The organism is Gordonia sp. NPDC057258 (assembly GCF_042668985.1).
Taxonomy (GTDB): Bacteria; Actinomycetota; Actinomycetes; order Mycobacteriales; family Mycobacteriaceae; genus Gordonia; species Gordonia hongkongensis.
In genome coordinates this window covers 125,636-138,778 of record NZ_JBHUXZ010000002.1, presented here as the reverse complement: position 1 = coordinate 138,778, position 13,143 = coordinate 125,636, and the positions used below count along the sequence as shown (strand labels likewise).

General features: G+C 69.2%; 12 protein-coding genes. 1 reads left to right on the top strand and 11 read right to left on the bottom strand.

All coding sequences use genetic code 11. The features are described from left to right. Positions 1–36 precede the first annotated feature (36 nt). From ACFUEJ_RS02760 to ACFUEJ_RS02710, 11 genes are all read right to left on the bottom strand, one after another. Positions 37–1,725 (bottom strand): DUF222 domain-containing protein, encoded by a 1,689-nt coding sequence (locus ACFUEJ_RS02760; RefSeq protein ID WP_388027559.1) that lies wholly within the window; start codon positions 1,723–1,725, stop codon positions 37–39. A gap of 410 nt (positions 1,726–2,135) precedes the next feature. Beyond that, on the bottom strand, positions 2,136–3,299 hold the full coding sequence (locus ACFUEJ_RS02755) for a zinc-binding dehydrogenase (RefSeq protein ID WP_388027449.1): 1,164 nt from the start codon (positions 3,297–3,299) through the stop codon (positions 2,136–2,138). 71 nt (positions 3,300–3,370) lie between these two features. Next, positions 3,371–4,546 (bottom strand): lysophospholipid acyltransferase family protein, encoded by a 1,176-nt coding sequence (locus ACFUEJ_RS02750; RefSeq protein WP_171011610.1) that lies wholly within the window; start codon positions 4,544–4,546, stop codon positions 3,371–3,373. Between the two features lie 192 nt (positions 4,547–4,738). After that, positions 4,739–5,791, bottom strand: coding sequence for an NAD-dependent epimerase/dehydratase family protein (locus ACFUEJ_RS02745; RefSeq protein WP_058252640.1), 1,053 nt, complete (start codon positions 5,789–5,791; stop codon positions 4,739–4,741). Positions 5,792–5,888: 97 nt separating this feature from the next. After that, positions 5,889–5,990 (bottom strand): 30S ribosomal protein bS22, encoded by a 102-nt coding sequence (locus tag ACFUEJ_RS02740; protein WP_003402602.1) that lies wholly within the window; start codon positions 5,988–5,990, stop codon positions 5,889–5,891. 293 nt (positions 5,991–6,283) lie between these two features. Then, a complete protein-coding gene (locus ACFUEJ_RS02735; RefSeq protein ID WP_004019963.1) occupies positions 6,284–6,517 on the bottom strand; it encodes a helix-turn-helix domain-containing protein in 234 nt (77 codons plus the stop codon). Between the two features lie 188 nt (positions 6,518–6,705). Further along, the gene (gene proC, locus ACFUEJ_RS02730) at positions 6,706–7,566 is read right to left on the bottom strand and encodes a pyrroline-5-carboxylate reductase (RefSeq protein ID WP_065629198.1); all 861 of its coding nucleotides are present in this window, start codon (positions 7,564–7,566) and stop codon (positions 6,706–6,708) included. A gap of 6 nt (positions 7,567–7,572) precedes the next feature. Next, positions 7,573–8,430, bottom strand: coding sequence for a thioesterase family protein (locus ACFUEJ_RS02725; RefSeq protein WP_058252638.1), 858 nt, complete (start codon positions 8,428–8,430; stop codon positions 7,573–7,575). Between the two features lie 38 nt (positions 8,431–8,468). Beyond that, positions 8,469–9,371 (bottom strand): sugar phosphate isomerase/epimerase, encoded by a 903-nt coding sequence (locus ACFUEJ_RS02720; protein WP_078113004.1) that lies wholly within the window; start codon positions 9,369–9,371, stop codon positions 8,469–8,471. A gap of 52 nt (positions 9,372–9,423) precedes the next feature. After that, complete coding sequence (locus tag ACFUEJ_RS02715) at positions 9,424–11,196, bottom strand: hypothetical protein (RefSeq protein ID WP_388027444.1); 1,773 nt, start codon at positions 11,194–11,196, stop codon at positions 9,424–9,426. A 54-nt stretch (positions 11,197–11,250) separates the two neighbouring features. Next, on the bottom strand, positions 11,251–12,228 hold the full coding sequence (locus ACFUEJ_RS02710; RefSeq protein WP_388027441.1) for a hypothetical protein: 978 nt from the start codon (positions 12,226–12,228) through the stop codon (positions 11,251–11,253). Between the two features lie 54 nt (positions 12,229–12,282). On the opposite strand from ACFUEJ_RS02710, the gene ACFUEJ_RS02705 reads away from it, so the two are divergent. Beyond that, entirely contained in the window at positions 12,283–13,143 is an 861-nt protein-coding gene (locus ACFUEJ_RS02705; protein ID WP_311277846.1) for a hypothetical protein, read from the top strand.

Here is a 13,143-nt window from a genome sequence, read left to right as displayed (position 1 = left end):
TCGTTCCTGCGACGCTGCCGGCCCTAACTCCCCGGATCAGAAGGGCGGTGGGCCGAGGCGATCGAGTTCTTCGCGGGCTCGCTTGTTTCGGGCGCGTTCTTGTCGCCGGCGGGCCAGTTTGGCGTCCAGTCGGCTGTGCGTGCGCTCCGGATTGTCGGCGGCGATGACCCGTGGGGTAGGTGGAGCTTGGGCGGCTTGTTCGAACCGGATCCGCCGCAGGTTGGGGAAGGTGTCTTCCAGCGTTTCGGCGTCGCCGGGCAGGGTGACCCCTTCGGGGGTCTCGTACTCGGTGACCAGACGGCCGTCGTCGTCGCGGTACTGCACATCGACCCAGTCCCCGTGGGTTTTCAACAGGTGACCGGGGCGGCATTTGGCGTTGAGGTTCTCACTCGACGTCGCCCCACCGCGGGCGGGGTCGGTGTGGTCGTACTCGGTGACGTGGTCGAGATCGCAGGCGAATGCTGAACGGGTGCAGCCGGGTTCGGTGCAGTATCCGTCCCGCACCCGCACGAAGTCGGCGCACGACGTGGTGGGCCGGTACCCGTTGCCGGGATGGGTGGCCGGGTAGATCACTGCGACACTCGCGGTGGTCTCGACGGGTCGATCGGGTTCGGCTGCGTCCGTTTCGTTTTCGCCGTGTGCGCCGGTCGTGGCGTCGTCGGCTCGGGTGTCCTCGGCTGGTGCCGGGCGTTGCGCGCTCCGCCGCTGGTCATCGTCGGCGGTATCGGCGGTGTCGGCGAGGTAGGTGGGTTGGGTGCGGGCGGGGGTGACCGGGGTGAGGGTGGCGTCGGGGCGGGCGGCGAGGTCACGGACATGCTCGTCGCTGATGATGCCGTGCTCGTCGAGAAACCCCACCCAAGGTGCCCCGGCCAGGGTCGCGGCATCGGTCACCACATGGATCACGACCTCGGCGCGGACCGCGTCGAGCACACTCTGTGGGTCGGGGATGTCGGCGGTGCAGGGCTGTTCATCGTCGCATTGGCAGTCGAAGCTGGTGCGGGTCAACAGCGCGAACATCGCATCGGATCGTCGTATCCCCTGGGTGCGGCCATCCCGCCGACAGACCGAGTCGGCGAGGATGGCGACGGCTTTGGCCGAGATCCGCACGTTCTCCGCCGACATCACGGCGGTGAGTTCGGCGGTGCCGTCGGGCAGTTCGTGAGTCCACACCCCACGTTGGTCCATGGCGTCTTTGCGGCGTTGGCGTACCGCATCCGGATCGTGGCGGAACACCAGGCGGTCGACCATGTCCCGCAACCGCGCCCGATCCCACACACCTGTACGGCGACGCACCGTGTCGGCGATCTCGGCATCCAACGCGGGGGTGATCGGGTCATCGGCGGGGATCAGCTCGGTGCGGGAGATGACCAACCGGATCTGCCACTGCGACAGGACCCCGTCACGCAGGGTGTCAGCAACCTCGGGGAGCCGATCCCGTAGTGCGAGGGCCTCGTCGATGAGGGTTTCGGCGTGGCGGCGGGACACCCCGGCTTGGCGGGCGATACGGGCGGCGCAGTCGGCGTGACCGTCCATGACGAACCCGGACGCGCTGGTGGTGATCAGGCGGTCGGTCATCGCCGCGATCGTCTGATAGCGGTGCCAGGCGAGGTAGGACTCGCCTCGCCGGGTGGCGTCGAGGCCGGCCATCAACATGACCATGTCGGTCTCGGCCGTGTGGGCAGGATCGACCCCGGCGATGTACTCGCTCGGTAGATCGGTCCACACCCGCACAACGCCCCTCGACGCCGGTTTCGTCACCCGCCCCGAGCTGGGTGAGCTGTTACCAACCAATCTAAACCCGACCACCGACAAAACCTGGATGAGTCTCCACAGCAGATGACATCGTCGTAGACGAAATGTGCGCTGGGCGTTGCGGTATGGTGCCGTCCGGGTCGGTGGTGGCTGAGATCGTCGGGTCGCCAGGTGGTTTCGACACGGCGACTCGCCTAGCGGCTCGTTGCCGGCTCAACCAGCGGAGGGGGGCGCCGGCTCAACCAGCGGGGGTGGGCGACTCGCCTAGCGGCTCGGGGCCGGCTCAACCAGCGGGCAGGGCCGCACCGTCGACGGACTTCGACGCACGGTAAACAACCCACTGTGACAACTAGATTCGGCCACCGCACCGTGTCGCCCCGGTCCTACAGCGAGTCCACCTCACTCATCGGGTCGATGAGGACCTTGGCGTGGTGTTCGGCGCGGCCGAGGGCATCGAATGCCGCTCCCACGCCGTCGAGACCGACCGTCGCGGTGATCAGCGGTGCGACGTCGACCTTGCCGTCGGCCATCATGTGCAGCGTGTCGTGGAACTCGGCGGGGTCGTAGGCGAACACGAACCGCAACTCGTGTTCCTTGTTGAGTGCCATCGCCGGGCGGAAGGTGTCGGGTTCCATGCACACCCCGACCACGACGATCCGCGACCGGAACGGCGCCTCGGACACGACGTGCTCGATCATCCCGGGCGTCCCCACACATTCGAAGACGACAGGGCCCTTCGGCGTGGCACCCAGCCGGTCGGCCATGCGGAAGACCGAGGACCATGGCGCCAGCGGAATCCGCCGCAGGGTCCGCATGGCATCGAACGCCGCGCCCAGCAGATCCTGCGCGCGAGTGATGTACTTGCCGACCTCGGCACACCGCTCGAACGGCGACGACACCGTCGGGTCGACGACGATGTCGGCCCCCACGCGATGAGCCAGCACCCGGCGGCCGGGTGACGGGTCGCTCGCGATGACCGTGCGAACTCCGTCGGCCTTCAGCATCGTGATGACGGCCAGCCCGATCGGGCCGCAACCCACGACGACCGCGACATCCCGGCGTCCCACCTCCCCGCGTCGGACCGCGTGATGGGCGACGGCCATCGGCTCGGTCAGCGCAGCATGCTCGGCGGGCAGGTTCTCCGGGATCTCGAAGGTCATGTCCTCCGACACCAGGACGAACTGGGCGTACCCGCCCGGCGCGGACTCCGACAGTCCGGTCAGGTGGGCGTCGGCGCCGTGCCGGATCATCGGGACCGACACCACCGGGGTCCCGGGAGACCAGCGTTTACGGCAACCGGGCCCGTAGGAGACCACCTCGCCGGCGAACTCGTGTCCCATGACCACCGACTGCCCGGATCGCATGAATGCGTCGTAGCCGACCTCGGCGGACACCTGCGCCGTGGCATCGGCATGGACCCGGGCGTGCAGGTCCGAACCACAGATGCCCGCGCGGAGAACGCGGAGCAGTACCTGACCCTTGCCGGGCTCCGGGGTGGGGATCTCCTCGACCGTCAGCTCGCCCTGCCGGCACACGACTGCACGCATGCTCCATGAGTATCAGCTGACGGACCGGAACGGGCGTCGAACGCGCGCCACGCCCCCGCGCGACACCGAGCTCAGCCGAAGTAGACGCTTCCGCGCCGGCTCAGCATCCGGAAGAGGGTCTGCTGGATCTCTTCGCGCACGTGGTCGGTGAGATCGAAGACCACCATCGGGTCGTCGGCGGACGCCTCGTCGTAGGAGCCGGTCTCGATGGGCCGGCCGAAGTGGATGTGCCACTTCGACGGCAACGGCACCATGCCCAGCGGCCCGAGCCACGGGAACAGCGGGGTCACCGGGAAGTACGGCAGGCCGAGGATCTTGGCGAGCGGCTTGAGGTCGGCGAGCATCGGGTAGATCTCCTCGGAGCCGACGATCGACACCGGGATGATCGGCGCGGCGTTGCGCAGCGCGGTCGTCACGAACCCGCCGCGGCCGAACCGCTGGAGCTTGTAGCGGTCCTTGTACAGCTTGCCGATGCCCTTGTACCCCTCGGGCCAGACCGCGGTCAGCTCACCCGCGCGCAGCAGACGGTCGGCGTCGGAGTTGCACGCCAGCGTCGCACCGATCCGCCGCGCGACCTCACTGACGCCCGGCGTGTCGAAGGCCATGTCGGCGGCCAGGACCCGCAGGTACCGGCCCTCCGGGTGGTTGTCGCGCACGGCCAGCGAGGTGATCACGGCGTCGACCGGGATCGTGCCCGCGTGGTTGGCGACCAGGAGCGCCCCACCCTCGCGCGGCAGGTTCTCCACACCGGTGACCTCGACGCGGAACCACTTCTCGTAGACCTGCCGGATCGCCGGGAACCACACCGATTCGGTGAAGTGGGGATCGAATCCGAACTCGTCGACCTCGTACTCCCCCGCCATCCGTTCCCGGATGAACCCGGCGGTCGAGGTGAGGGTGTCGGCGACCGCGCCGCGCAGACCGCCCAGGCTGAACAGCGGACTCGATTTCGACGGACCGCGATGTTCGACGCCCAGCGCCTCGTCGGGAAGGGTGATCTCGTCGCTGATCGGGGTCACCTGCGCGGGCGCGCGGCCGAACCCATCGGTGTTGGGGTGTCCGAGCGTCGACGATCCCCGTTGCGCCGCTGCGCTTTTCGATCGTTCACGACCGACCTGCTGACTCGGATGGCGTCGGCGACCCGATTCCCGGACACCCCGGGCATCGGGACCCGTCGGCGATGTGTAGAGCTGAATGACTTTCGCGGTACGTGCATCTGTCGCTCCGCCACCTGCCAAAGTGCTCACCCCTAGCTGAGTCCTGGGTTCGAAATCCGGGCCGGGTCTGGGCTCGGGTTGCTGCCGGCACTCGGACCGCCGGGGCGAACGAGTCGCGGCGTAGGAGCGCTGGGCGCGATGTGGGTCTGGCGTCCAAGTCTAGAGGTTGCACCCACGTTGCGCATGCTCACGGCGACTTCGCCGCCATCATGACCCTGAATTTCACTGCAACTGGTGGGCGGCCGACACGACCCGTCGCTCGAACGATCTCCACGAATCGGACCCGATCACCGGCGTCACCCCGCTGCGTTCGATGAAGTCGTCCAACGTCTCCAGCGTCGTGTACCGCGGGACGAAGCCGAGTTCGGTCCGCATGCGGGTCGTGTCGAGCACCCGGCCGTAGGTGAGGAACTCCGTCTGCGACGACCGCAGCTTCGCCGACCGCAGGTCCTGGAACACCCCCGCGATCGGCGCCAGCAGACTGCTCGGAACAGGCAGTTCGATGTGCCCGACGCGTCGGATCGCCTGCGTGAGCGTCACCACGCCCTCGCCCGAGATGTTGTAGGTGCCGACCTTCCCGGCGAGGGTGACGTGCTCCATCGCCGCAAGCGCATCCTCCTCGTGCAGGAACTGCAGGCGCGGCTGGAATCCGATCACCGTCGGCACGACCGGCAGGGAGAGGTACGAACTCATCCGGGTGGTGATGCGCGGACCCAACATGGCCTGCGGGCGGACGATGGTGATGTCGATGTCCTGACGCCGCCGACCGAGGCCGCGGACGTAACCCTCGACGTCGAGTAGATCTCGACCGTATCCCCGCTTCGGCTCCCGGGGAGCGCGCGTCTCCTCGGCGAAGTGCGACGGGTCGCGGCTGCCCGCGCCGTACACCATGGCGGTGGAACGCAGCACGAGACGCTTCACCGATGGTGTGCGCTGGCAGGCCGCGCACACCTGCATCGCCCCGACGAGGTTGAACTCCTTGATCGCAGGGGAGTGCGGGGCGGTGTCGGCGATCGACGTCGCGGCGTGGACGACCGTGTCCACGTCATAGGCGGCGAGCGCCTTCGCGATCGTGGGACGCCGGATGTCCACCCGGAGGAACTCCGCTCGCCCCATCCGGCGGAGGAGATCCTTGCGCGGCACCCGCGAGTCCACGGCGAGCACCTTCTCGATGTCCGGATTGGCCGCGAGACGGGCCACCAGGTAGCCGCCGAGGAAGGTCGACGCCCCGGTGACCAGGACCACCCTGGGGGGTGCGGAGGTGGATTCGGCCATGCCCCGAGGCTATCGCCAGTCGGGCGTTCCGGCGCACCGAGGAGGCCCGGGACGACAAAAGGACCCGCCGTAGCGGGTCCTGATGCCGAAGAAAAGCCTATTTACCGAGTTTGCGACGCTGCACCCGGGTCCGACGCAGCAACTTGCGGTGCTTCTTCTTCGACATGCGCTTGCGGCGCTTCTTGATCACTGAACCCATCGGGGCGCTTCCTCACGATTGACACTGATGTACTTGTTCGGCCCTGGTCTGCACTTCAGCCGGGTACGGCGCCGGGAGCGAAGCGACGAGCGGCGGTGTGTCACGTAGGGCTCACCGGCGCATCCAGGTACGCGACCACCGAGCCTACCGGGCGGCACGCCGGATCGGGAAATCGCGATGGCCAACGAGCGGCGGCCGGGGACGCCCACACGCAAAAGGCCCCGTGACCGGCGTGGGCCGGTCACGGAGACCTTTCGAAGAAACTGCTGTTCAGGCGTGGTGCGAAAGCCGGATCAGCCGGCGTCGAAGTACGACGTCTCCAGGTAGTCGTGGACCGCTTTCGCGTGCACACGGAACGAGCGTCCGACCCGAACCGCGGGCAGTTCGCCGTTGTGGACGAGACGGTAGACGGTCATCTTCGAAACGCGCATCAACGATGCAACCTCGGCGACGGTGAGAAACTGCGACGCCGAAGCCGCGTTGCTCACTGCGCCTGTCCTGTCACCAGGAGTGTCTGCAGGTGCCATGAATCACTCATACCTCCGGTGCACGCGTCGCGGCCGCAGGCTTCCCCTCCTGCGGACATCAGACACGCACGTGCTTAAAGAAGCTTAGCGTGGCAGATGTGAAAAAAGCGACGTGAGAGACCGGTATTTCTGAGATTCCTGTGACTCGACCCCAACATGCTGGGGTTTGTCGGCCGTTCGACCACAATTCATGGGGTGTCGGTGACGGCGTGTCCCTGCGCCAAACCCTCGACTTCCACTCGACGTCCGCCGCGGGCGCTGGCGGCCGCGCAGGCACGAGTCGCCTGGTACACCGCGTGCCGCAGACCGTTGGCCTCGAACTCCCGGATCGCCTCGGCGGTGGTTCCGCCGGGCGAGGTGACGGCCGCACGCAGGTCGACCGCGGACAGCCCCGAGTCGCTCAGCAGGATGCCCGCGCCGCGAATGGTCTGCACCGCCATCTCCGAGGCCTGGGCACGGGTGAGCCCCAAGCCGACGCCGGCGTCGATCATCGCCTCGGCGAGCAGGAAAACGTAGGCCGGACCGGAACCGGACACCGCGGTGACCGCGTCCATCTGCTTCTCCGGCACAACCGTCACCCGGCCGACCGTCTGCAGAATCTTGACCACCGCCTGCAGCTGTTCGTCGCCGACGTACCGGCCGGCCGAGACCGCCGACATCGCCTCGTTGACGAGCATCGGGGTGTTGGGCATGACCCGGATGACGGGCGACCCGGCCTGCAGCGCGCTCTCGTAGCGCGACAGGGGCAGGCCGGCCACCAGGGTCACGGTCACTCGCTCGGATTCCGCGTTGTCCTCCGCCGAGGCGAGGATGCGCAGGATCGAGTCGACGTCGTCGGGCTTGATCGCCAGGAACACATACTGCGCCGACTCGGCCGCGCTCTTGACGTCGGTGACCAGCACGCCGTACTCCTCGGCGATCTCGGCGGCGCGGCTCTCCACCCGCTCGGCGACGACGAGGTCCTTGGTGGGGGTGCCTGCACCGATCAGACCGGCGAGCAGTGCCTCACCGATCTTGCCTCCGCCGATGATGGCGATGCGTTCGGACACGGATGTCTACCTTCCTGCGGGGATGAGGGCGAGCTGACGGGACTGTGCGACGACGGTCCCGGTCGAGTCCACCACGAGGTGGTCCTCCTCGAACATTCCGGGGCCGACCTCGGAACTCGTCGCGGCGAAACGCAGCCAGCCGGGCGCGGGATGGCGCCGGACGTAGGTGGTCAGCTGCACCGTGGGCGCCCATCCGAACAGCGCCAGGTTCATGACGACCGGGGGCGAGATGTCACCGACCAGGACCGTGAAGTACTCGTCGGGTTCGACGCCCTTCGGCCGGATCCACCCGCGGACGAGCGGCTCGCCGGTCTCGCCGCGGACGACGGGGAACGTCTCCGAGTCGAGGACCAGGTCGATGGCGGCGCCGAGGTGGTTGACCTCGGCGATGGGCGAACCGTCGAGCGGGATGCCGGTCGACGACGGTTCCACGGGCACGGAGTCGAGGACCGTGGGGCCGGAGTGGTGCGGCCGGCCGCTGTCGGGACGGGCCATCGTCACCGACGAGGACACCACGGTCCGACCGAGTTGCACGGCGTCGACCGACAGGACCGTGACGGTGCGCCCGCGCTTGCGCACACTGATCACCAGGTCGACGTCCGCGGCATCGGGAGCGGTGAGGTAGTCGCTGGAGATCGCCACCGGGATCATCGCGGCCGCCGACTCGGCGAGCCGGTCGCCGTCCGGCGTGAGCGCGGTCAGCGCGGTCCGGGCCGCCTTCGCGACCACCATCTGCAGCGTGCCGCCGTGCACCTTGGGGCCGATCGTGAACGTCTCGTCGATGTGCGCCCGCAGGGTGATCGAGTCCGGACCGCCACGGTCGACCTCGGTCAGCTCCTGCACCTGGGTGATCTTGCTGGTCATCGTCCCGCCTTCGTCGAGGAGACCCGTCCCCCGACGAATCAGCTGCTCAACTGGCCGGTGGGCTCGGGGTGCAGCTCCCGTTTGAGATGCCGCCGCGCAAAATCTAGCGAACGGGCCAGCAGCGCGCTGCGCTCGGGTTTGGTGCGCGCGCTCCCCGTGGTGACCTCGAGCACAACCGCCCCGGCGAAGTCGCTCGCCGCGATGCGCCGGCACACCTCGGCGCAGGGCTGCGCCCCGTCACCGGGGATCAGGTGCTCGTCGGTGGCGGCACCGTTGCCGTCGGCGAGATGCAGGTGGTTGAGGCGCGAGCCCATCCGGTCGAGAAGAGCGAGGGCGTCGACGCCGGCGGTCGCGGTGTGCGAGAGATCGAGCGTGTAGTGCGCGTAGCCGTCATCGGTCGGATCGATCGACTTGCCGAACGCCGATGCCGCCAGACCGGGACCACCGCCGCGCTTGCTGAGTCGCCGGACCGAGGGCTCCCCTGCGCCGAACAGCCGGTCGGCGCGCATGGGGAACATGTTCTCCACGGCGACCGCGACCCCGCTGTCCGCCTCGAGTTCGTCGACGAGATCGTCGAAGGCGGCGACGTAGCCACGCTGCCACCGGAACGGCGGATGCACGACGACGGTCGACGCACCGAGATCCTCGGCCGCCTCCACCGCACGGGCCAGCTTCACGACCGGGTCGCGTCCCCACACCCGCTGGGTGATGAGCAGACACGGGGCGTGGATCGACAGCACCGGAACCTGGTAGTGGTCCGACAGGTACTCGACCCGCCGGATGTCCTGGCTCAGAGCGTCACCCCACACCATCAACTCGACGCCGTCGAAGCCCAGTTCGGCGGCGTAGGCGAAGGCCGCCTCGGTGTTCTGGGGATAGACCGACGCCGTCGACAGACCGATCGGGATCTCGGCGGACGGACGCAGGAGGTCGGGTCTCATCCGGTCCGCCCGCTTCGCTCCGCTCCCGACGGGTTCATCGGTTCACACCGGCTCACGCGGCCAACAACACCAGCGGCCCGATGGTGACCAGCAGACCCACGCCGAGCGCGAGCAGCGTCGTCGGCAGGTCTTTGGTGCGCCGGACCACATGCGACAGCGTCACGATGCCGAAGATCACCAGGACCGCGAGCACCAGCGCGAAGTACGGATTCCATCGCCACAGTTCGGTGAAACCCCAGAACAGGCCGACGCCGACCGCGAGGCCGACGATCGCCTGTCCGAACAACACCAGCCAGGCCTTCACCGGCGACTCCTCGGCGTCGTCGGTCGCCCGACCGTCCGGTGCCGGTGTGTCGACGGTGCCGGTCCGCTCGGCGGACTCCGCGTCCGCGGCCGAATGCACGACGTCCTGGCCGGCGTGCTCCGCCGTGGCGGCTGCCGAGACGGGATCGGCGTCGTCATCGGAGGTCTCGTCGATGTCCGTGGTGTCGTTCAGGGCATCGAACTCTGCCGGGCCCTCGGGCTCGGCGGGACCCTCCGGCTCGCGCTCCTTCACCAGGTCGACCCGGTCCTCGTCGCCCTCGGAAGTGGACTCGATCGGTTCGATGGCCTCGGTCGGGTGGTCGTCGGTGGGGCGGCCTGCGGTCTGGAGACTCTCGGTCTCGTCCGAGCCGGTCCACCGACCGTCGGCGTCATGGGTCTCGGGGTGCGCCGCGGCGATCGCCGCCGTCGTCCCACCCGCGGTCGCGGCGGCGGCCGCGGTGGCTGCCCAGTCGTGCGTCGACTCGTCGCCGTCGGTGTGTGCGTCCGGGTGGTCGTCGGTGTGGCGATCGGGGTCGTTCCGGTCCCGGTTCTTGCCGCCGAAGAGCTTTCGCGCGAACCCGACGACACCCGACGGCCCCGTCTTCTTCGACGCCCCGATCTTGCGGGCCGGGCCCCCGGACCGGCCCTTGCCCCCCGGCCCGTCGTTCCCACTCTCCACGTCGGCGAAGTTGCGATAGGCGTCGAAGTCCATGACCTCGGAGAACCCGCCGTCGCCGCGCTCGCGGGGGCCGTCGGTTCCCGCATCGACCTCGGTCAGGTCGTAGGTGACCACGTCGTCGGAGTCGACGACCGACAGATCCGACCCGTTCTCACCCACCACCGGGATGATGCCGGTGACGGCGTTCGCCGACTCCTGGTCGACGGGAGCGGAATCTCGCGGCGGCGTCTGCCCGAGGCGACGTGCCACCGCCTCGGAGCTGAAGTCGCGCGTCGACATCGGCGGGACGGCTCCCTGGCCGTAACCGGGCATCCCGCTGGCGGTGCGGTTACCCGGCCGTGCCTGGTGCTGCTGGTCGGCGCGCGGCCGGTCGACGACGGGCTGATCGTCGGCCGGGCGGCGCGGGACCGGGTTCGTCGAACGCGGGAACGGCGCGGCGGCCGCGGCCGGACGGTTCCGCGGGGTCGTGTCCCGCTCCGGGGCACCGTTCTCCGCAGCAGTCTTCTCCGGAGCTGCCTTCTCCGGGGCCGCCGTCTCCGGGGCCGCCGTCTTTGCAGGCGCGGTGCTCGCTGGCGGGGCAGCCGGCTCGGGCCGGGTTGCGGGTTCGGGCCGGGTTGCCGGCTCGGGCCGGGCCGCGGGCGCCGCGGAACCCTCTCCCGCGTCGGCGACCTTCGGGATCTCGCCGGTCAGCTCGGACACCGAGAACGATCCGTCCCGGCCGGCGCGTCGGCGGCCGCGGCCGTCACGGGTACGTGCCGGCGAGTCCCCCTGGGACCCCTGCGAGCGGGCGAGAAGTTCCGACACCGAGATGGGTCGGGATTCGGGCTCCGAATCCTTCGGCATGTAGTGGCTCTCCGTCCTCGTTCTCGAACGTTTGGGTCCGGGTCTACCAGGGCGTCAGCCGACGCCCTCGCGAACGCCCTGCACCGGTGTCGGCTCCAGCGCGTCGGCCTGCTCCGCGTCGAGTCGGCGCAGGATCACACCTTCCCGGAGTGCCCACGGACAGATTTCCAGTGTATCGACTTGCAACGCGCGCATCGCCGCCTCGGCGACCAGCGCCCCGGCGACCAGCTGGCCCGCCCGGTCCGAGCTGACGCCCTCGAGTTCGGCGCGATCGGCCTTGGTCATGCGGGAGATGAAGGAGATGAGCTGACGAAGCCCGCTCGTCGTCAGTTCGCGGCGCACCCGCGGTCCGGCGCTCGACGTCGCCGCGCCGGTCAGTCGGGCCAGGCTCCGGAAGGTCTTCGACGTGCCGACGCACAGATCCGGCGCACCGGGTGCGAGCAGCTGGGACGCGGGTGCGCGGAGCTCGGCGTCGAGCCAGTCGCGCAGCACGCCGACCCGCCGCCGGTCCGGCGGATCGTCGGGCAGCCACTCGCGGGTGAGACGTCCGGCCCCCAGCGGCAGCGACAGCGCGACGTCGGGTTCCTCGTCGACGCCGTTGGACATCTCCAGGGAGCCGCCGCCGATGTCGAGAGCGAGGATGCGGCCGGCGCTCCAGCCACGCCAGCGGCGCACCGCCAGCGACGTCAACCTGGCCTCGTCGCGCCCCGACAGGACGAGCACGCGCACCCCGGTCCGCTGCTCGATCTCGTCGAGCAGGTCGTCGGAGTTCGTCGCATCGCGCACGGCCGACGTCGCGAACGCCATCATCTGCTCACAACCGGACGTCCGGGCGATGTGGGTGAACTCGTCGATCGACTCGATGAGCTTGGCGACGGCGCGATCACTCATCCGGCCGTCGGCGTCGATCTGTTCGGCCAGGCGCAGGACGGCCTTGGTCGAACTCATCGGGGTGGGGTGACCGCCACGATGGGCGTCGACCACCAGGAGGTGGACTGTGTTGCTGCCCACGTCGAGGACTCCTAAGCGCACGGGTCAACGGTAGTGCAGCCGCCTGCACCGCCCGATCCCGGCTACCGTGTAAAGGTGACCGCCATTTCGCCGTCCGCGCCTCGCATCGATCCCGCGCCGGAGGTTGAACTCGACTTTCCGCGCGAATGGTACGAATTCGCCGATCCCGCCGACCCCGAGCACGTCATCCGGGCCGATCTCACCTGGCTGCTCTCGCACTGGACGTGTGTGTTCGGCACACCCGCATGTCAGGGCATCCTCCCGGGCCGGGAGACCGACGGGTGCTGCAGTCACGGCGCGTATCTGTCCGACAAGGACGATCGCAAGACCCTCGCCCGCGGCGTCGCGATGCTGACGCCCGAGGACTGGCAGTTCTACAAGAAGGGCTCCGGCAAGGACCCGGTCGGCCCGAAGGGGTACCTCGAGGACAGCGACCTCGACGACGAGCCCGCCTTGAAGACGCGACTCCACAAGGGCGCGTGCATCTTTCTGAACCGACCCGGTTTCTCCGGCGGCGTCGGATGCGCGCTGCACTCGATGGCGCTGCGCAAGGGACTCGAACCGCTCACGGTCAAACCCGACGTGTGCTGGCAGCTGCCCATCCGTCGTGAGCAGGACTGGATCGAACGCCCCGACGGCACCCAGGTGCTCCAGACGACGATCACCGAATTCGACCGGCGTGGCTGGGGCGAGGGTGGCCACGATCTGAAGTGGTACTGCTCGGGTTCCCCCGACGTCCACATCGGGGCCAAGCAGGTGTGGGAGTCGTACGCACCCGAGCTCACCGCGCTGCTCGGCGAGGCCGCCTATGCGGCGCTGGCAGCGGCCTGCCGGCGCCGGAACGGGCTGGGGCTCATCGCGATCCACCCGGCGACGCAGGCCGCGACCGAGCGCCGCGAGACCGACGTCAAATACGAGCTGCAGCCCCCGGAGTAG

Excerpts from the sequence above, each read along its gene's own strand:
- ACFUEJ_RS02755 (WP_388027449.1), bottom strand. The coding sequence starts at position 3,299 with ATGCGTGCAGTCGTGTGCCGGCAGGGCGAGCTGACGGTCGAGGAGATC.
- ACFUEJ_RS02745 (WP_058252640.1), bottom strand. The coding sequence starts at position 5,791 with ATGGCCGAATCCACCTCCGCACCCCCCAGGGTGGTCCTGGTCACCGGG.
- ACFUEJ_RS02740 (WP_003402602.1), bottom strand. The coding sequence starts at position 5,990 with ATGGGTTCAGTGATCAAGAAGCGCCGCAAGCGCATGTCGAAGAAGAAG.
- ACFUEJ_RS02735 (WP_004019963.1), bottom strand. The coding sequence starts at position 6,517 with ATGGCACCTGCAGACACTCCTGGTGACAGGACAGGCGCAGTGAGCAAC.
- ACFUEJ_RS02725 (WP_058252638.1), bottom strand. The coding sequence starts at position 8,430 with ATGACCAGCAAGATCACCCAGGTGCAGGAGCTGACCGAGGTCGACCGT.
- ACFUEJ_RS02720 (WP_078113004.1), bottom strand. The coding sequence starts at position 9,371 with ATGAGACCCGACCTCCTGCGTCCGTCCGCCGAGATCCCGATCGGTCTG.
- ACFUEJ_RS02715 (WP_388027444.1), bottom strand. The coding sequence starts at position 11,196 with ATGCCGAAGGATTCGGAGCCCGAATCCCGACCCATCTCGGTGTCGGAA.